Origin of the sequence: Limosilactobacillus fastidiosus, assembly GCF_014145505.1 — a bacterium.
Classification (GTDB): Bacteria; Bacillota; Bacilli; order Lactobacillales; family Lactobacillaceae; genus Limosilactobacillus; species Limosilactobacillus fastidiosus.
In genome coordinates, this window is the sequence record NZ_JACIUZ010000019.1 from 136920 (window position 1) to 156129 (window position 19210).

Sequence of the window (19210 nt, forward strand, 5' to 3'; positions counted from 1 at the left end):
GAAATCGAGGGATAAAAGGTAATGAAAGCATTTCGTCAAACGATGAGTTGGGTAATCCCAATTGTAATTGGATTATTGATTGCCCTGTTAATCAAGCAGTTCTTATTCCAAATTGTGCGGGTTGATGGTCCGTCAATGTTACCTAACTTGCAAAATAATGAACGGGTATTTTGTTTGAAGACTGCAAAGATTCACCGCGGGAGTGTAATTGTCTTTGATGCCAATGGGGTTGATCCTCAGGTTGCTACTAAGACTGATTATGTAAAGCGGGTCATTGGTGTTCCGGGTGATACTGTCCGTTCAGATAATGGTAATATCTACGTTAATGGGCGGAAAATTAATCAGAACTACATTAACAAGACCCAACGAACTTCTGGAACCGGTGATTGGACATTAAGAAGTGTTTCAGTTCAAAATAACTGGTTACGAAACAGTGGCGCAACAAGGGTTCCGAAGGGTGAATACTTTGTCCTTGGGGATCACCGGAGCGTTTCTAATGATGGCCGTTACTGGGGATTTGTACCAAAGAGCAAGATCGATGGCGTTGTTAAGGTTCCTTCTTGGACTGGGACAGCCACGACACGATACAATGTTAATCAAGAATGGAAGCACTATTGGGCAAACTAAAGTGTAAGCTCAAATAAATACCGTATTTTAAATTTTATAAACTGTTCTAAAGATTCTAGCAAAAAACTAGTATTCTTAGGGCAGTTTTTTTATCATTATTAGATAATACGATGGATAGAGATCCATTTTTGATAGGAGAATAAATAATGCGTTCAAAAAAATTATCAGTAATCTTATTAACAGCCACTTTAGCAATAACGTTAGTTACACCCCCAGTTTCACAGGTTATTGTTCATGCGGATGATCAGGTGACGACGAGTTCGAACTCAACTTCAACTACTCAGACACACACATTGAATAAGTCATACGTTGTTTATGGTGCTGGGGCAACAGATAAAAATGAATTGAGTAATATTTTGGGGGTTAATGGCGAATTTACGACGCTTACGGCAACTGCTAGTGATTATCAAAAGTACATTAATCCAAATGATTCAACTACCAATGCAGCTATGGTCAGCTCAGTTTCCATTGTTCCTACTGATCCAGGTTCTGGGGTTAAGGTAAACGTGAAGAAGTTTAATGGCCAGAGTAATATTACTAAGGTAACTGCTCAGCAATATGCAATGGTGGCCCAAATGGCGGGGGTGACGGACGTGACAATTACGGTTTCTGCTAACCGCCCAGTATCAGGTGAATCAGCACTTACAGGGGTTTATAAGGCGTTAAATGCGGATGGTATTGATTTAAATAGCCAGAACACTCAATCAGCTAACCAAATGTTGAGTGCGACAAATGATGCAATTGATGCCAATAAGGATGATAGTAGTTATCCTGGTAAATTAATGGCAGCTGTTGGTGATACGACTAAAGAGATCAACAAGCAAAAACGTAGTGGAGAACAGCCAACGCAAGTTCAAATCGAAAATACCTTGAACCAAAACCTGAAGAGACAGAATATTTACAATGAAACAAAGAACCACACAACCACGATTGTAAATGCACTAGTTCAGTTCAATAACGCCCCGATTAGTTCAAGTAAGGACTATAGTTCTCATGTTAGCGACACAATTAATAATGTTAAAAATTCGACTGGTGATATGATGAATAAGGCTAAGCAGTTCTTAAATTCAGAGGACGGTAAAGCTGCCCAGCAACAGGCTCAGTCTTGGTGGAATCGCTTTGTGAACTGGATTCAGAGATTCTTCAATTAAAGTTAATTTGACGAATAGAGTAACTTTTTATATATTAATAAACAACAGTTAACGATTAAATACAGTGATTAGGAGTCAATATTGACCCTGAGTAGGTGAAAGTCAGGGAAATCGGTTTGAAAAGAAAGTAACCTATGAGTAGTTAGGGTGACGGAGAGAAGTCCTAACCGTGAGCGACCGTTATTGCATCATCGTATTTTGATTTAATTCCAATGTACGAGCTAAGGCATTGTTAGGGATAATGGTGTAAAAAAGGTGGTAACACGTTCTGGCGTCCTTTAAGCAACTAGCTTAAAGGACGTTTTTAATTGTTGACGGTTAAGAGAGATTTATTTGGGGGAAATAAAAAATGAAAGTGACAAAAGTTACGGGGCGGCAAACTTTGGTAATTGCATCCTTAATTTTTGGTGTGTTATTTGGTGCAGGAAACCTTATTTTTCCGGTCCACTTAGGACAATTGGCAGGAGCTCACTGGTTGAGCGCAAGTAGTGGCTTTTTGATTTCCGGGGTCCTTTTACCGTTACTGGCATTACTAGCAATTAGTATTACGCGTTCAGACGGTATTTATGATCTGGCACGGCCGATAGGGCACTACTATGCACTGATCTTTTTAGTCCTTGTTCAAGCAACACTAGGTCCACTATTTGCGATGCCGCGGACAGCAACAGTTCCATACACTATTGGTTTTGCCCCGCATGTTTCAGTAAGTGCTAATTCATTTGGCTTATTAATTTACACCGGAATCTTCTTTGCAATTGTGTATGGTTTAACCGTTACTGAAGCAAAAATTACGGATCTTATTGGAAAAATTCTTAATCCAATTTTCCTTGTCATGCTGTTCATTATTTTTTTCTTGGCGTTTATTAAGCCAATGGGGAATACACAAACAACACCAGTTACGGTGGAATATACTCACCACGCATTTACGAGTGGCTTTCTCCAAGGATATAACACCATGGATATTCTGGGATGTTTAGCCTTTGGTGTCGCAGTAATTAGTGCGATTAAGGATTTAGGTATTCAAGACACAAGAAAGATTTCATGGACCACTGCTAAAAGTGGGACAGTGGGGATCTTGGGAATCGCCGTTATTTATATGTTTCTGATTTGGATGGGGGCAACTAGTCTTCACCAGTTTAAGATTGCGGATAATGGGGGAATAACATTATCCCAGATTGCTGACCACTACATGGGAGTTGCGGGAAATGCATTATTAGCGACCTTGACCTCCGTTACGTGTTTAACAACTGCGATGGGGCTGGCGGCTGCCTTTTCGGAGGATCTACACCACTTGTTTCCCCGGATTTCTTATAAAGTATTTTTATTGATCAACTGCTTTTTTTCACTCTTGGTCGCTAACCTAGGCCTAGATAAAATTATTACTTGGTCAACTCCGGTCTTAATGTTTCTTTACCCATTGGCAATTACTTTAACGCTTTTGGGAATTACATCACCGCTTTTTAAGACCGACCCGATTGTTTATCAGGTGACGACAGGTTTAACCCTTATCCCAGCAATTTTTGACTTGGTAAATCATTTGCCAGCAGTATTGCAAAAGACAGTGGTTGCTCAGGCGATGGTTGGGATTGCCCACCACTATTTTCCGCTATTTTCCTTAGGATTTTCGTGGATTCCCTTTGCTACTGTTGGATTTATCGTTGGTAATTGCGTTCGATTGTTACGAAATAAAAACAAGAGGGTTAAACAAAATTAAGAAATTAAATGAGTGATTTTTATGCTGATTTTGGTTATACTTGGTTCAACTAAAATTAGTAAAGGGGCGATTAATAATGGAGATCACGATCAATGGTGAAAAACGGCAATTAGTTGGTAATCCGCCAGTAGTTGGTGACGAATTCCCGCACTTTAAGGTATTTGATAAGAATGACGATAAAATAAAAACTCGTCAGTTACTTGGAAAGGTAACGTTATTAAGTGTTGTTCCAGATATTAATACTCCAGTATGTAGTATTCAAACAAAGAAGTTTAACTCAACGATGGATCAGTTCCCGGACGTTAACTTCTTAACGATCTCAACCAATACGATTGAAGATCAACAAAAATGGTGTGCAGCTGAAGGTGTTAAGAACATGCAGTTGGTATCTGACAAGGAAGAATCCTTTGGTTACGCCTCCAAGTTACTAATTCCAGACGAAGGAATCCTTGCGCGGTCAGTTTGGATCCTTGATAAGGAAGGAAAAGTTGTTTACCGCCAAATTGTTGAAGAATTAACAGATGAACCTGATTACGATCAGGCATTGGCAGAATTGAAGAAGTTAATCTAATACTGATTATTAAATAAAGTATAAAGACCTCAAGTTCGATAGAATTGAACTTGAGGTCTTTATCAATGTTAGCGGTAATTAAATTAGTTTATCAAATATTGAAGAAAATCCCGATAACGGTAAAGATGATTTCACTAATTAAAATTAGCTGTAAACTGATCAGGATGTTAAAAAAAGTAGTCATTTTATCTGGACGATTAACGAATACTTTAATTCGGCGGTAAACAAGGGGAATGGTAAGTAAGCTAAGAAGAGTAAATACAGGCAAAAGCCGAAGAATTACCGCTGCAATAATTGCAATGTAGCTAAGAGCGTAGCAACTAACCAGCACCTTCATGGCAGCAGGACGACCAATATAATAGACGAGAGTTCGCTTGCCAATCTGAACGTCCTCTTTGCGATCACAAATATTATTTCCAAGCATAACGTTACTGATCACCAGGATCGCTGGCAGAGAAACAAGGAGGCCCGTTAACCAAAAGAAAGGATCAAAATGGGGTGAATTGTAAATATTAATATAAATAGCCAATAGTGTAATATTGTATCCCATTGTGATTCCAGAAGCGGGTTCCCCTAAAGGTGTTTTAAGGATTGGATGATGGCCACCAGAATAAGCATAGCCGATTATGAAACTTAAAATTCCAATTAAAAGAAGGGGCCAACCAGCCTTAATTGTAAGATAAATTCCGATGATTGCTGAGATTAGAACTAAACTGCCGATAATCAGCCGGGCCCAAGGTAAGGCAATTTTGAACTTAGCGATTATATTATTTTCAGAAACAGAACCACTGGAAGTGAATCGTTGGTAGTCGGTGTATTGGTTATGACCATTAACGGCAAGGTGAAAACTAATAACAGCAATAAAAAGAAGAATTGTGTCACCTAAATTAAAGTGGCGATAGTAAAAGTAGGTAAATGCGCAACCTAGCAAGTAGGGTAAAGCAGAAATAACTGTTGTTTGAGCTTGAACAAGTGCAGCAAATTGTTGCCGATGATTAGGAATATCCATAAACAAAAGTCCTTTCAATGAATGATTAAACCTGCTCTATCATACTATAAGAGGTAGATAGTTTTTAGTGTAGTAATAAAATAAGGCCAGAAAAATTCTGACCTTTTTGTAAGCTTTGGAGAGTTTAATTTATTAATTGTCTTGTTCTACATTAAGAACCTTTTTACTTTGGGCATTAATTTTAACCTCAGTGGACTTCTTACCATTTACAACTTCAACTTCCCAAACTGGGGTACCATTTTCATTTTCAAGAGTCCAGGATTGCCCCTGACCTTTTTTGGCAGCTTTCTCAGCAATTTGGTTGGCTTTTTTGCGACTAATGAGTTTATCTAAGTTTAGGTGGTTTTTTTGCTCACCATTATTAGCGGGTTCAGAATGAGCATTCGTTACTTTACCTGACTTAGCATTTACATCGGCACTATATTCTTTCTGGTTATCGCTTCCGGAAATTTCATAAACAAATTTATTGCCTTTAGTTTCTAATTGGATTTCATCAATCTTGACGTTCTTAAACTGCTTATTAAATTTCTGTACGGCAGTCTTTTCATCGATTTTAATCTTACTTTGTGAAACGGTAGCGGCAGAAGCAATAGGGGTGGTTGCAAGGACTACTCCACCTAAAGAACTAGTGGTTAAGACCGTAACCGCAAATAAATGGATTGCCTGTTTCTTGAATGATTTTTTTGTCATAGTAACCTCCTAATTAATATTAATTTGTGTGCTATAGTTATTATATTATAATGTAATAGTAATGAACATATAATAATAGTTATTTATCTACTAAATTAGTTGAAAGAAAGTTAAAATTTAGTTTTAATCAAGAAAAATAATTTGAAAATACTTGTAATTTTGAGAAAGAATTGATATTATTATTTGTGCTGTGTTACATTATGACCCGTTAGTCAAGTGGTTAAGACACCAGCCTTTCACGCTGGTATCGTGGGTTCAAATCCCGCACGGGTCACTTTATTGGGCTATAGCCAAGCGGTAAGGCAACGGTTTTTGGTACCGTCATGCGCTGGTTCGAATCCAGCTAGCCCAATATAATAAAGGAGCCTGCTAAGTCGTCAAGACTTAGCAGGCTTTTGTTTTACGTAATTGTTTCATATGAAACATCGATTAGAAATGTCCTTTAACATCCTTATCAGAGAATGAACTCGGATCCGGGATGAATGAAATATCAGTATCAACAATTCCAAACTTTTTCCGGAGTATTCGTTCAATCTTTTCGGATAATTGGTAACTTTCAAGAATTGTCATTTTGGCATCGACCAAAACGGTTGCATCAAGGGAAACAACATTGCCGTTATAATGGGCCTTTAGTTCAGCAACATGTTTAACTTTTTTAACCTTAAGGATTGTTCTTCGATATTCTTTTTCAGCCTTAGGATCAAAGTAATCAACAAGGTTCAAACTTGTTTGGAAGAAGATTTTTAATCCGGAATAGAGGATAAAAAAACCAACGATGATACTTGTAACGCCATCAAGCCAGGAAAGGTTAAATAGAAGTGCGCCTGCGATGGCAATCATTGTTCCAATACTAGTAAATGCGTCAGCTAAGCTATCCTGTGCTGATGCGAGGAGGGCAGCATTTTGAAGTCGCCGGCCAGCTTTTCTGTTCATGGACCAAACAATTAACATAATTACAGAAGCAATTCCCGCCCCAATAATTGCTACTGGTTGAGGAACAACCCGACTTGCAGGATTTATGAGAGCCTTAATACCGTCGATTATAACGTCAATGGCAATTACTACCATAATAACTGCAGTTACCAACGAAAAGACTGTCTCGTACCGCCACCGGATAAACTGCATTCGTTGGTCACCACCGAGAATATTTTCGTTTTCATCTGGCATTTCTACTCCAGCGATATCATCGTCATCAACATCTTGAGCAATGTGGAGCCCCATCATCAGAAGAAAGGTTGAAATAATCCCTGATAAATTATTAAATGCGTCAGCCCGTAAAGTCTGCGACTTACTAATTTCGGCTAACCAATATTCAATTATAGAAATGGAAATGTAGGCAACCAAATTAAAAATTAAGTGTCGTTGCGACGACCGAATTTTAGCTAACTCGTTCGCCTGATTATGTTCCCACAGGTTCATTTCATGATTAATATGCTTTTTTAGTTTATTCAATTTAAATACTCCCTAAACGCAATTAACTCCTATCATAACGCTTATTCATATTTACTAAAGAAATTTAAACAAAAACGAGGAATATAGGGTAAGATCTATTTCCTCGTTATTAACTAGTTTTTAATTGCTTTAGCCAAGCGATGTAAACCATCTTTAACTTGAGCAAGGGGGTAGGCAATATTGATCCGAATAAAGTCGTTTCCGTTACCGTGGTAATAAGTTCCAGGGTTAATAATTAAGCCAGTTTTTTGACGAATCTTTTGTGCGAGGACTATGCTATCATCCGTAACTTCACTAACATCAATCCATACAAGGTAGGTAGCGGTTCCTGGAACGACATGAAGTTGGGGTAAGTTCTTCTTAATAAAGGCTTCTAAGTATTCGCGATTGCTTAATAAGTATTGCTTAAGTTGGTAAAGCCAGTCAGCACCATGAGTATAAGCAGCAATTGTACCTGGAATTGCTAGTAGGTTAGGTTCAGCAACTTCATACTTATTGATTGCTCTGGTGAAGCGTTCTCGTAAGATTGAGTTAGAAACAATCCCAGTGGCAGCATGAAGTGCAGCGACGTTAAAGGTTTTACTAGTTGAAACTAAAGTAACCAAGTTTTGGCGGCAATCTTCTGGCAAGGAGAAGGTTGGAGTGTAATCAGGACCTTTAAGTACTAGATCCCCGTGGATTTCGTCACTAATAACGATCACTCCATATTTTTGGGCTAACTTAATAATTCGGATCAATTCATCTCGTGTCCAAACGTAGCCGGTTGGGTTATGAGGATTACAGAGGATCATCAAGGTCGTTAGTGGATTACGCATCTTTTCCTCAAGATCTTCCCAATCAACAGAGTAGGTATAAGAATTTTGGTCATACCTCATTTGGCTTGCCAAAGCATGGCGACCACTATTCAAAATGGAATTGTAGAAAGTATTATAGACTGGTTCCATTAAGAGAACATTGTCTCCAGCATGACTGAGGTGGTTAACACTAGCAGTAATTGAAGGAATTACCCCCGTTGCAAACCGCATCCAAGAAGTTTGTGCTTCCGCATTATGTTCGGTTTTATACCAGTGTGCAACAGCATTAAAGTATTCTTGATTAGGATATTCATAACCAAAAGCACCAGAATTGATTTTATCTTTCATTGCTTGCATAATCTCCGGTGCGGTCTTGAAGTCCATATCAGCAGTTGTCATTGGTAATTCGTTAGATTTAACGTCCCATTTTTCTGAATTAGTATGGCGACGATCAAGAATCGTATCAAAATCGTATTTCATTTTTATCATCCTTTGGGTGGCTTAATTTTTTCTATTCATATTCGATTGTACATCATTTTCAATCAAAAGATGCTGTTTAAGATAAGCAGGGTAAGTATACAGGAATTGAATATTAGATGATTAATGATAGGTATTTTCACTTTTAATCTCTTGGTGTTATGTTAATTTCAGTGTAGTAAGTATATTAATTGCACAATGTGATTGATTAGGATTATTCTTAAATTAATAGGTATTTGGAAGAGCAAAAGATCCAGTAAAGGGGAATAATAAAAATGCAGGAAATAAAGGATGACTATTACGATGGTGAACGTCCACTTTATGGTATTCATGATACAAAATTAATTAATACAACATTTGGTAAGGGTGAGTCACCGTTAAAAGAAACGGCTAATTTAGACTTAAACGGGGTTCTTTTCACGTGGAAGTACCCATTATGGTATTCCGATCATATCAAGGTTACGGATACTATTTTTGAAGAGATGTCACGTTCGGGAATTTGGTACACCAATGATATTGAAATTACTAACAGCACTATTCAGGCTCCCAAGGAATTTCGACGGTGTGATGGAATCACTCTGGATAATGTTCATTTTTCTGACGCTGAAGAAACGATGTGGAACTGCAAGAATATCAAGATACACAAAGTTTATGCCAATGGTGATTATCTAGGGATGAATAGTGAAAATATCTATGTTGATCACCTTGATTTAGTTGGAAACTATGTCTTTGATGGTGCCAAAAACGTAGAAGTCCATAATTCACGGTTAGTATCGAAAGACGCCTTTTGGAACTGTGAAAATGTCACCATTTACGATTCTAAGATTAGTGGTGAATATTTGGCATGGAACACGAAGAATATTACCTTTGTTAACTGAACTATCGAAAGCGATCAAGGACTATGCTATATCGATCATTTAACGATGAAGAACTGTCGGACACTACGAACTGATTTAGCATTTGAATTATGCCGAAATATTAATGCTGAAATTAAGGGCTCGATCATGAGCATAAAAAATCCGATCAGTGGTCAAATTAAGGTTGATCACGTTGATGAGATTATCATGAATGATCCGAAGATTGATCAAAATAAGGTAAAAATTATTCAAAAAGAACAATAGTGATTGTTTGTAGAATTAAAAGTGGTATTATTAACTATAATTTAATTCTAATCTTATTTTAATAATAGGAGGTATTCAAATGTCACGAAAAGTTGCCGTTATTGGAATGGGGCACGTTGGTTCAACGGTTGCCCATTATATTGTTGCGAATGGCTTTGCTGATGACTTGGTATTAATCGATTCAAATGCGGATAAGGTTAATGCTGATGCCCTTGATTTTAGGGATGCAATGCCGAACCTGCTATACCATACAAATATCATTGTTAATGATTATTCGGCATTGAAGGATGCTGAAGTAATTGTCTCTGCTATCGGTAATATTAAGTTGGAAGATCAACCACAAGCAGACCGATTTGTTGAACTTCCATATACTTGGAAGGCAGTTAATGATGTTGCACCAAAGATTAAGGAAAGTGGCTTTTCCGGGAAAATTGTGGTTATTACTAACCCAGTTGATGTGATTACTTCCTTATACCAAAAACTGACGGGTCTACCAAAGAACCAGGTAATCGGGACAGGAACATTACTTGATTCTGCTCGAATGAAGCGGGTAGTTGCGGAGAAGTTTGATGTTGATCCACGTTCCGTTAGTGGGTATAACCTTGGTGAACACGGTAATTCACAATTTACTGCCTGGTCAACGGTTAAGGTCCTTGATCAACCAATTACGAAGCTTGCTGCAGAACAAAATATTGATCTCCAAAAATTAGATAAGGATGCTAAACTTGGTGGTTGGTATGTCTTCAAAGGGAAGAAATATACTAGTTATGGCGTGGCAACTGCAGCTGTGCGCTTAGTTAACGTGATCTTAAGTGATTCTCGAACTGAGCTTCCAGTATCTAATTTTCGTGAAGAATACGGTGTTTATCTTTCCTATCCTGCCATTGTGGGACGACAAGGGGTTATCAAGCAAAGTCAGCTTAACTTAACTGATGAAGAACTGGAAAAGCTTCAAAACTCTGCTAACTTTATTAAGCAAAAGTATAGTGAGAGTTTGAATAAGTAATCAAAGATTCGATGATAATAGTTGAAAATAATCTATCCATGCTATAATATAGCCACGATGATTAAGATGCTGGCGTGCAAATTGGAATCAGTTGGTTACTTATTCCGAGTCGGCGGGGTACCTGAAAAGGTGCTCTTTTTTTATACTCGAAAAAGTAACACTATGAGGCCGGAGAAATCCTGGCCTTTTTTATATTCTCAAATTTACCGTCTGTGTTACCAATTCAACCGTTTATGATTAATTTTAAGACAATTATTAGTGAAACACTTATCGTTAAAAATAACCTATATCTTCGTATAGTAACGTATAACTTGATTAGAATAATTATGGGAAATTAACGCATTAAAGTAACCGTGATAAAAAATTATGGTTATTCATCAGTATGCTGTCTATCATTTGACCTAATTACTTTGATTTAATTGTTAATTCAGATAATCCGGTAAGCTCGAAAGGACTTAAGTAGCGTGTTTTCAATACAATATCAATAATTTTTTCTTTTGATAATGGTTTGGGTTGTTGAAACCAGATTTTAAGAATGGACCATAACTGACTTACTATTAATTCTTGGGCAAATTCTAGTGGAATTTTTGGGTGCAAATTATGATACTTTTGCACCTGATTAAACTTTTCTTTTAATTTTTCACTTATTAAGTCCATAAATTGATTACGAGTTTCTAAATCTCCTTTGGGTCCTAACCATGATTGACAGAATGCCCAATTATCGACAATGAAATCAATAATTCTTTTAAATAAAGAATAGGGTGTACCTATAGAATCTAGATTATAGTAATTAGTAACATTGGGAAGTTCTTCTCTGACTATCTTACTAACTTGTTCTAGAAAGTTATCCCGATATTTACTAATTAGATCAGGCTTATCAAGATAGTGCCTATAAAATGTAGTTCTATTAATATGAGCCAAAGTACTAATTTGTCTTACTGTTATTTTATTTAGTCCTTCGTCATTAATTAATGTAACTACTGCATCACGAATGGAATTTTCTGTCCTAAGATATTTAAGATTAGTGTTCATACTTTCTCCTTAAATTTAAAGCAACACTTTTTTAAAAAATGCTGATTGTTTCTATTATATCAATAAATTATAGTAAACAGTAATTAGAAAGTAAGGAGTGAGAAAAGTATGTTTGGTAAATTTATAAAAAGTAAAGGTGTGTTTTATGCATTCTTAATATTGTTAACATATAGTTTTTTAGTATTTACAATTTACTTTACTGGATATAAGCCACTACCTAGTCATGTAACAGATTTACCAATTACATTAGTAAATCAAGATAAAAATAGTAGTCAGTTAAATTCTCAACTAAAGCAATCATTAAGTTCTTTTAAGACTGTACACGAAACTGACAATCTAGGAGAAGCAGTTAGTGATCTAAAGAGTCGCAAAACTTATCTGGTAATTGATATTCCAGAAAACTTTAATAAGAATGTTAAAAACAACGAAAATGCGAAGTTAAACTTTTATGTTAATGAAGCTAATCAATCTTCAGTTGTTAGTGGAATGAAAAATGTTGCTACTAAAATTGGGAATGCTGTTAATAATAAGGTCCAGTTAGAAAAAGGCAAAGCTGTATTAACTCAAACAATGATGCAACAAATTAAGTCAGCACCTGCTATAGTTCAAGCACAACAAGCACCTGTTGCTCAAACGAAAGTTAATGATCTTTACGGTAAAATAGGTAATTCGGTATCAACTGATATTCATCGTGTTAATAAAGTAGAAACAGGCTTTAATAACTCAATGGCCCCTTTCTTTATTAGTTTAGCGGCTTACCTAGGAGCAATGATTGGGACCGTAATACTTTACGGAACTTATGCTAAATTTGCTAAGAAAGTAGGACGCTTTAAATCATTTGCGATGTTAGAAGGTGTGTTTGTTGGCCTGGCAGTTATTGGCGGGGCAATTGTTGCTACAATCTTAATCTGCATGACCAAGAATGGCGCAAGCAATTGGTTAAGCATTTGGCTTGCCCATGCACTAGAGATTATGGGAACTTACAATCTAAACCTAATTTTCCTTCTTCTACTTGGTCAAGCTGGGACAACTTTAAATATTTTCTTAACTATGTTTCAAGTTATTGCTGGTGCTGGAATGATTCCAGTACAAATTATGGGTAGTTTCTTTAAAGCAATTCATGGCCTGGCTCCAATGTATTACAGTATTATGGCCAACTTTGATTTACTTTATGCTAACGGAGCTTCTAATAATTTAATTTGGTCAGCATTATTATTAATAGTTGGGTATATCATTGTAAATCTAATTATTGTTACCTTCCGAAAGAAACAACCAATGCTTAATTTTGAAGACTTTGCTTAATCAACACAAATTAATTATTCATAAATAGTTGAAGTTTTATTTGTGTTAAGTTGAAATGTGCGGTCGAGAGTTTAATTATATATTCTATAGTCTTAGTAAATAAGTACTTGGTTGTTTTTGGATGCTCAAGGAATTGACGTTGTCAAACTGATAATTTGATGTCATAATAATTATATCTTAGGTACTTGCAGGCGATACCTAGTACAACATTGCCGTCGATAGAAAGGATATTCGATGAGAATCAATGTTTTGCAACATACGCCAAATGAAGGCCCAGGAATAATTCAGCAATGGTCACAGGAACGCGGTCATGAGATGTACATATATCATCCATATCAATTTGGTAACCTTCCCACGGCAAACAAGACAGATATGTTGATCGTTCTTGGTGGACCAATGAGTCCTAATGATAATTTGGGATGGATTAAGAAAGAACGGGTCCTAATCCATCAGTTACTTGATGAACATAAACCAATTTTTGGGGTTTGCTATGGTGCTCAGCAGATTGCCAAAACCCTTGGGTGTGCCGTTAAAAAGGCTCCACACAAGGAAGTGGGTTGGGCATCGGTGTATTTAAAAAGCAGTATTATCTCGGGGATTCCGAAGAAGTTAACTGCACTTCACTGGCACGAAGAAATGTTTGAGGTGCCCGACCAAGCGGAACTGTTGTTTAGTAGTGATTTGGTTAAAAACCAAGGCTTTATCATGAATGATAATGTGATTGGACTTCAATTCCACTTTGAGCCAGCAGCTGATAATGTTCGTGAAATTGCAGCTAACGATACTCAATATCCATTACAGAATAATGATCTTCATCAAACAGGAGAAGAAATTATTCACCATAGAGTCCCGAGTGAGAATAAGCGGGTAATGGCTCAATTACTAGATTTTATTGCTAATAATTAAGGACAAAATTCTTCTCGCTAAGAATACATTTCTATAAAAATAAAGCGAAAAAGAGGTCGTAATGACTTCTTTTTCGCTTTTTTGATCATGGATTAGTGACTTATTAAATGGAATTTTTTCTAGAATTTGAGCTATTGATAGTGATGACAGGGTTGATCTTATGTGAGAACTGAGTAATCTTCTTGTTTTGTTTCACGGGAAACATTCCTAATAAAGTTACACTTACTAATAAAATAGGTAGGTGAAAATCCACTGAACTTAAAGTGATTTGAAATTGATTAAGGTTAACTAATATAATAAAGAAAACATTAATCGGGAAAGAAGTGGAAGAATAGTGAATCAGGTAATAGTCCTTGGAAGTATCAACGTTGATTCGATTTATCAAGTTGCTCGTTTTCCGCAACCGGGAGAAACAATTTCTGTAAAACAGAAGAGTTATGCTCCAGGGGGTAAGGGAGCAAATCAAGCAGTTGCGGCAGCCCGCTCCGGTGCTAGGGTATCTTTTATCGGTGCAGTTGGTGCGGATAATGACGGTCAAGAAATGATTAAAACGTTGGCAGAAAATGATATTGATACAAGTGGAATTGCTGTTGATCCGGATAATGGAACGGGAAGTGCAGTGATTACGGTCGATGAAAATGGTCAAAACGATATCATGGTATATGGTGGGGCTAACCAAGCCATGACGAAAGATAACTTAGATGATTTACCACAACGACTAAGTAAAGCTAAGTTTATTGTTGCTCAATTAGAAACGCCACAAGAAGTAACGTTAGCTGCTTTTAAATTAGCAAAGCAACAGGGCGTTATAACAATCCTTAATCCAGCTCCAGCTAACGAATTAATTCCAGAACTGTTAGACTATACTGACGTTATTGTTCCAAACGAAACTGAAAGTGAGCTGCTAAGTGGGATCGCAGTGAATGATGAAGAGTCACTGCTACAAAATGCGGAATTTTTTAAGAGAAACGGTGTAGAAAACATAATTATTACATTGGGTGAACGGGGTGCTTTTTATACTACAGAAAATGAGCAGGGGTTAATTCCTGCATTTAAAGTTAAAGCGGTTGATACTACAGCAGCTGGTGATACCTTTATAGGTGCGTTGGTTTCACAATTGGATACAGATCTTAGGAACCTCGAAGTTGCATTAACATATGCACAACGGGCTTCGAGCTTGACAGTTCAGGGAATGGGTGCAATGCCATCAATTCCCCTTGCTGATGAAGTTAGGACAGCGTTGAAAGAGTAGCAGAACCGGTGGTGACTTTTTTACACCGGTTTTTAGGATCATAGATCAGATTTAACATTGGTAATTAGCAATAAGAAAGTCTTTCATATTCTGTGGTTCGTGACCAGTAAGATGTTGAAAATCATTAGTGACTTCATCCATTAATCCCATTGCAGCTGCATGGTACATTGAGGCTAATTCGTCACCATCACCTTCTGTCCGGTATATGTCTGCAAATTCCTTTAACGTTACAGGGCTGTAACCAATGTGATTACCAGTAATAGCGGACATAATCCTGCTGAGTTCAACCATATTATAATTTTGCTTCATGGTTAAGAGATAATTCTGTCCATGATCATGAAAATATGGTCTTACAGCAACATTAGCGATCGCTTCTGCACTGTCTTTACGGCTAATAAAGCTCATTGCCTGATCACCAACTGGATAGATGATATTTTGTCGTTTAATTAGTTCTGGAAGATAGGGAACTAACGGATCGGCATAGAGGGCATTTTTAATTACTGCATATTGAAGACCAGAGCTGGCAAGTCGCGCAGGAAGATATGCATAGTAACTAGCCATCTGAAAGGGATTATTAGCTTGGTCAGCGATGAAACTGACGTCAATAATCGTTGAGACACCGGCTTTTTTAACTGCAGTAAGGGTGTTTTCAAATTCGTTGATTCGTTCTTGGACCTTGTAAGTGAGACTTGGAATGTAAATTAAAGCATCAACACCCTTAAAAGCCTGAGTCATCATTGTGATATTTGCGTAGTTAATTGAGGCTATCTCGTAGCCAGCAACTTTCAAATCTATTGCCTTAGCAGGAGTGTGCACCCCTAAACGGATGTTATGAGTTAAAGTTAGTTTGCTGAGCTCCTTGGTGACGTAACGACCAAGATGACCAGTAGCACCAGTAATTAAGTATTTCATTTCCATCATCCTTTCCTTATCTGAATAATATTGTAACTTTAAAAGTTACATATATTCAATGTAAAAACCTCTAATTTTCATTTTTGAAAATTAGAGGTTAATTTATTAATCGTATTAGTTTTAATTAGTCATCGCCATGGGTGAACCGGATCTCTCGTGGCTTTCACTAATATATAAATCTTTTGAAAAGTTATTGGTCCCATGTCCTATCAAGAAAGATACCTTTAATATCTGTAACGTAATATCTGTAACGATTACCTAAATCAATTAATTCAAAAAAGAGTGGAGTACAAACATAGGTCTTTAACAACTTCTGTTATGTACTTCACTCTCTTTTTAGATATTTTATGGACGCAAACGATTAAGCATCCGTGGGAACGGAATGTTTTGGCGAATGTGATCTTGAAGAGTAATCCATGAAAGGAATCGTTCAAGTCCCATCCCAAATCCAGAGTGAGGAACAGAACCGTACTTTCGGAGATCATCGTACCAACCGTAGTCCTTTTTGCTTAAACCATTCTCTTCCAGTTTGTTAGTGATGTATTCGTAGTCGTATGAACGTTCAGAACCACCAATGATTTCACCATAACCTTCTGGAGCTAACAAGTCAGCACAGATAACTTGACGATCATCTTCAGGATCAGTAGGCATGTAGAAGGCCTTGATTGCCCGTGGGTAGTTCATGATGAAGACAGGCTTGTTAAATTGATCAGCTAGGTAAGTTTCTTCTGGTGAACCAAAGTCATCACCGTACTTGGAATCGAAGCCGCCTTCTTGCAGCATTTCGATAGCCTTTTTGTAGGTAATTCGTGGATATGGTAATTCAGTAAATGGCTTTAAGCTTTCAACGGATCGACCAACCATTTCAAGTTCGGTTGCACAGTGGTCAATTAAGTCTTGCACAAGGTAAGCAACGTATTGTTCTTGAATCTTCAAACTTTCATCTTGGTGCATCCAAGCCATTTCTGGTTCGATCATCCAGAATTCAGTCATGTGACGACGGGTCTTTGACTTTTCAGCCCGGAAAGTTGGCCCCATTGTGTAAATCCGATTTAATGCCATGGCACCAGCTTCACCATAAAGCTGACCTGATTGAGATAGGTAAGCATCTTCATCAAAGTACTTAACATCGAATAATTCGGTAGTACCTTCTGGAGCACTGGCAGTTAATTCTGGAGCATCAAATTGAACAAAACCATGCTTATCAAAGAATTCCATTGTCGCTAACTTTACCCGACTCCGGATCCGCATTAATGCCCAAGGCTTACGGGAACGCAACCATAAGTGGCGGTGATCAAGTAAGAAGTCAATCCCGTGTTCCTTGTTACCGATTGGGTAATCTTCACTTTCGCCAACGATTTCAAAGTCTTTAATATGGATTTCGTAGCCAAACTTGGACCGCTTATCTTCAGCGATTTCACCAGTTACTACAAAACTAGTTTCTTGGTGCAAATCGTGCTTTGCCATATCAAACTTTTCTTCGGGAACATCATTTTTGCGGATAATTCCTTGGAAAAAACCAGTTCCGTCACGTAATTGTAAGAAAGCGATCTTCCCGCTGGACCGCTTGTCAGTTAACCAAACACCAATCTTAACGGTTTCCCCAACATGTTGAGGAGCTTCACTAATCTTAATTGTTTCCACTGTGTTTAACTCTCCCTTAATCAGTTATTTTTATAGAATTTGAATGTGTGCTGCTTGACACTTTTCCAACATCTCGTCTGGCCAGATACTTGCTTGGACTTCCCCAACATGGGCCTTACCAAGGAGAAGCATGCATAGCCGAGATTGACCAATTCCTCCACCAATTGTATATGGTAATTCACCGTTGAGCAACATCTTATGGAATGGTAATTTTTCCCGATCAGTTGCACCGGCTTGTTCCAGTTGATACTTCATTGATTCTGGGCTAACACGGATCCCCATACTAGAAATTTCGAGCTTCTTTTGAAGGGGTTCGTACCAGAAAATAATGTCACCGTTAAGACTCCAGTCATCATAGTCAGGGGCCCGACCGTCGTGCGGTTTACCGGACCGCTTTAGTTTATCACCAATTTTCATTACAAAGACTGCGCCCATTTCCTTAGCGATCTTGTCCTCACGTTCCATTGGTGTAAGGTCTGGCCAACGATCTTCAAGCTCTTGGGTTGTAACGAAGTGAATATCGTCTGGTAAGTGGTAAACCGCTTGAGGGTACTTATACCAAACTTCATCTTCCATGTGTTTGATTACCTTAAAGATTTGGCGAACCGTATCCCTAAGGGTTTCTTCAGTCCGTTCTTCTTTGCTAATCACTTTTTCCCAATCCCATTGGTCAACGTAGATTGAGTGGAAGTTATCCAAATCTTCGTCTTTTCGAATGGCGTTCATATTGGTATAAAGACCTTCATGGAAACCAAATCCGTACTTCTTTAATGCCATTCGTTTCCACTTAGCAAGGGAATGGACAATTTCAGTTGTTTCATTAGGCATGTCCTTCAATTCAAATGAAACTGGCTTTTCAATCCCGTTCAAGTTATCGTTTAACCCGGTACTCTTTTCAACGAACATTGGTGCTGACATTCGTTGCAGGTTTAGTTGCTTACCAAATTCGTCTTGGAAGGTTTCCCGAATGTAGCGGATGGCAGCTTCGGTTTCGCGAATAGACAATTTTGGATCGTAGTCCTTTGGAATAATTAAGTTCATAATTAGCAACTCCTTAATATGTTTAGAATCGGAGATAAATAAAAAAGCCTTTCATCCCCAACATCTAAGGGACGAAAGGCTTTTGTTCCGCGGTACCACCCAAATTGTCTAAAATAATTTTAGACCATCTTATCGAGTACAAGAATACTCTTCCGGCGAGATAACGTACCGGTGACGACTAAGCCTACTTTAAACGAGGTTATTTGGGTTAGCAGCATGGAAAAAGGGTTTTTCAATAATCCAGGTGCTATCGGTCTCACACTATCACCGACTCACTGTTAGACTGAAAATTATTTACTCGTCTTTTTCATCGCATTTGAAATTATAACTGTATTCTAATTGAATTTTTAAAAATTGCAACCACTTTTTAAAAAGTTTTTTGTGAATTTTATTAAATTAACAATAATCTCTAAAATAAAAAAACATGGGTTTGACTGTAACACAAAGTAATAGTTTAAGTCATGGAAAAAAGCAATTGAGCTTATTGTCAGGATCGTAATATAATAGAA

The 19210-nt window shown here is 37.5% G+C and carries 16 protein-coding genes, 2 tRNA genes, 1 pseudogene and 1 other annotated feature; of the genes and pseudogenes, 11 read left to right on the forward strand and 8 right to left on the reverse strand.

The features are described 5' to 3' along the window. The first annotated feature begins 21 nt into the window (after positions 1–21). From lepB to tpx, 4 genes are all read left to right on the forward strand, one after another. Positions 22–627, forward strand: coding sequence for a signal peptidase I (gene lepB, locus H5R64_RS01725; protein WP_182580437.1), 606 nt, complete (start codon positions 22–24; stop codon positions 625–627). A 146-nt stretch (positions 628–773) separates the two neighbouring features. Then, positions 774–1778 (forward strand): DUF1002 domain-containing protein, encoded by a 1005-nt coding sequence (locus H5R64_RS01730; RefSeq protein WP_182582617.1) that lies wholly within the window; start codon positions 774–776, stop codon positions 1776–1778. 349 nt (positions 1779–2127) lie between these two features. Then, positions 2128–3492, forward strand: a complete 1365-nt coding sequence (gene brnQ / locus H5R64_RS01735; protein ID WP_182580433.1) for a branched-chain amino acid transport system II carrier protein — start codon at positions 2128–2130, stop codon at positions 3490–3492. Between the two features lie 76 nt (positions 3493–3568). Next, entirely contained in the window at positions 3569–4063 is a 495-nt protein-coding gene (gene tpx / locus H5R64_RS01740; protein WP_182580431.1) for a thiol peroxidase, read from the forward strand. A gap of 91 nt (positions 4064–4154) precedes the next feature. Here tpx and H5R64_RS01745 read toward each other — a convergent pair whose 3' ends face one another. Together H5R64_RS01745 and H5R64_RS01750 are read right to left on the reverse strand one after the other, a co-directional pair. Further along, entirely contained in the window at positions 4155–5072 is a 918-nt protein-coding gene (locus H5R64_RS01745) for a prenyltransferase (protein ID WP_182580429.1), read from the reverse strand. 132 nt (positions 5073–5204) lie between these two features. Then, entirely contained in the window at positions 5205–5762 is a 558-nt protein-coding gene (locus tag H5R64_RS01750; protein ID WP_182580427.1) for a PepSY domain-containing protein, read from the reverse strand. 202 nt (positions 5763–5964) lie between these two features. Between H5R64_RS01750 and H5R64_RS01755 the strand changes: the two genes are divergently transcribed. Both H5R64_RS01755 and H5R64_RS01760 read left to right on the forward strand, forming a co-directional pair. Next, a tRNA-Glu gene (locus H5R64_RS01755) sits at positions 5965–6036 on the forward strand. Between the two features lie 6 nt (positions 6037–6042). Further along, positions 6043–6114, forward strand: a tRNA-Gln gene (locus H5R64_RS01760). A 77-nt stretch (positions 6115–6191) separates the two neighbouring features. Here the strand turns inward: H5R64_RS01760 and H5R64_RS01765 are convergent. Together H5R64_RS01765 and H5R64_RS01770 are read right to left on the reverse strand one after the other, a co-directional pair. Further along, on the reverse strand, positions 6192–7214 hold the full coding sequence (locus tag H5R64_RS01765) for a cation diffusion facilitator family transporter (protein ID WP_182580425.1): 1023 nt from the start codon (positions 7212–7214) through the stop codon (positions 6192–6194). A 113-nt stretch (positions 7215–7327) separates the two neighbouring features. After that, positions 7328–8488, reverse strand: coding sequence for a MalY/PatB family protein (locus tag H5R64_RS01770; RefSeq protein ID WP_182580424.1), 1161 nt, complete (start codon positions 8486–8488; stop codon positions 7328–7330). 272 nt (positions 8489–8760) lie between these two features. On the opposite strand from H5R64_RS01770, the pseudogene H5R64_RS01775 reads away from it, so the two are divergent. Both H5R64_RS01775 and H5R64_RS01780 read left to right on the forward strand, forming a co-directional pair. After that, a pseudogene (locus tag H5R64_RS01775) lies at positions 8761–9606 on the forward strand (DUF3737 family protein). Between the two features lie 79 nt (positions 9607–9685). Then, on the forward strand, positions 9686–10612 hold the full coding sequence (locus tag H5R64_RS01780; protein ID WP_182580420.1) for an L-lactate dehydrogenase: 927 nt from the start codon (positions 9686–9688) through the stop codon (positions 10610–10612). A gap of 405 nt (positions 10613–11017) precedes the next feature. On the opposite strand, the gene H5R64_RS01785 is transcribed toward H5R64_RS01780, so the two are convergent. After that, on the reverse strand, positions 11018–11644 hold the full coding sequence (locus tag H5R64_RS01785; RefSeq protein WP_182580419.1) for a TetR/AcrR family transcriptional regulator: 627 nt from the start codon (positions 11642–11644) through the stop codon (positions 11018–11020). Between the two features lie 108 nt (positions 11645–11752). On the opposite strand from H5R64_RS01785, the gene H5R64_RS01790 reads away from it, so the two are divergent. The 3 genes from H5R64_RS01790 to rbsK all read left to right on the forward strand — a co-directional run bounded on the left by H5R64_RS01790 (position 11753) and on the right by rbsK (position 15104). Beyond that, a complete protein-coding gene (locus H5R64_RS01790; RefSeq protein ID WP_182580417.1) occupies positions 11753–12946 on the forward strand; it encodes a YhgE/Pip domain-containing protein in 1194 nt (397 codons plus the stop codon). A gap of 234 nt (positions 12947–13180) precedes the next feature. Further along, positions 13181–13852: a type 1 glutamine amidotransferase gene (locus H5R64_RS01795; protein WP_182582619.1), complete on the forward strand. Its 672-nt coding sequence runs from the start codon at positions 13181–13183 to the stop codon at positions 13850–13852. A gap of 331 nt (positions 13853–14183) precedes the next feature. Further along, a complete protein-coding gene (gene rbsK, locus H5R64_RS01800) occupies positions 14184–15104 on the forward strand; it encodes a ribokinase (RefSeq protein WP_182580556.1) in 921 nt (306 codons plus the stop codon). Positions 15105–15155: 51 nt separating this feature from the next. Here rbsK and H5R64_RS01805 read toward each other — a convergent pair whose 3' ends face one another. The 3 genes from H5R64_RS01805 to asnA form a co-directional block, all read right to left on the reverse strand. Continuing rightward, complete coding sequence (locus H5R64_RS01805; RefSeq protein ID WP_182582620.1) at positions 15156–16016, reverse strand: NAD(P)H-binding protein; 861 nt, start codon at positions 16014–16016, stop codon at positions 15156–15158. A 345-nt stretch (positions 16017–16361) separates the two neighbouring features. Beyond that, positions 16362–17660 carry an asparagine--tRNA ligase gene (gene asnS, locus H5R64_RS01810; RefSeq protein ID WP_182580412.1) on the reverse strand — a complete coding sequence of 433 codons (1299 nt, stop codon included), beginning with the start codon at positions 17658–17660 and terminating at the stop codon, positions 16362–16364. A 30-nt stretch (positions 17661–17690) separates the two neighbouring features. Then, entirely contained in the window at positions 17691–18701 is a 1011-nt protein-coding gene (gene asnA, locus H5R64_RS01815) for an aspartate--ammonia ligase (protein WP_182580410.1), read from the reverse strand. A 64-nt stretch (positions 18702–18765) separates the two neighbouring features. Next, positions 18766–19021, reverse strand: a binding site (T-box leader). Positions 19022–19210 lie beyond the last annotated feature (189 nt).

Excerpts from the sequence above, each read along its gene's own strand:
- lepB (WP_182580437.1), top strand. The coding sequence starts at position 22 with ATGAAAGCATTTCGTCAAACGATGAGTTGGGTAATCCCAATTGTAATT.
- H5R64_RS01730 (WP_182582617.1), top strand. The coding sequence starts at position 774 with ATGCGTTCAAAAAAATTATCAGTAATCTTATTAACAGCCACTTTAGCA.
- brnQ (WP_182580433.1), top strand. The coding sequence starts at position 2,128 with ATGAAAGTGACAAAAGTTACGGGGCGGCAAACTTTGGTAATTGCATCC.
- tpx (WP_182580431.1), top strand. The coding sequence starts at position 3,569 with ATGGAGATCACGATCAATGGTGAAAAACGGCAATTAGTTGGTAATCCG.
- H5R64_RS01745 (WP_182580429.1), bottom strand. The coding sequence starts at position 5,072 with ATGGATATTCCTAATCATCGGCAACAATTTGCTGCACTTGTTCAAGCT.
- H5R64_RS01750 (WP_182580427.1), bottom strand. The coding sequence starts at position 5,762 with ATGACAAAAAAATCATTCAAGAAACAGGCAATCCATTTATTTGCGGTT.
- H5R64_RS01770 (WP_182580424.1), bottom strand. The coding sequence starts at position 8,488 with ATGAAATACGATTTTGATACGATTCTTGATCGTCGCCATACTAATTCA.
- H5R64_RS01780 (WP_182580420.1), top strand. The coding sequence starts at position 9,686 with ATGTCACGAAAAGTTGCCGTTATTGGAATGGGGCACGTTGGTTCAACG.
- H5R64_RS01785 (WP_182580419.1), bottom strand. The coding sequence starts at position 11,644 with ATGAACACTAATCTTAAATATCTTAGGACAGAAAATTCCATTCGTGAT.
- H5R64_RS01790 (WP_182580417.1), top strand. The coding sequence starts at position 11,753 with ATGTTTGGTAAATTTATAAAAAGTAAAGGTGTGTTTTATGCATTCTTA.
- H5R64_RS01795 (WP_182582619.1), top strand. The coding sequence starts at position 13,181 with ATGAGAATCAATGTTTTGCAACATACGCCAAATGAAGGCCCAGGAATA.
- H5R64_RS01805 (WP_182582620.1), bottom strand. The coding sequence starts at position 16,016 with ATGAAATACTTAATTACTGGTGCTACTGGTCATCTTGGTCGTTACGTC.
- asnA (WP_182580410.1), bottom strand. The coding sequence starts at position 18,701 with ATGAACTTAATTATTCCAAAGGACTACGATCCAAAATTGTCTATTCGC.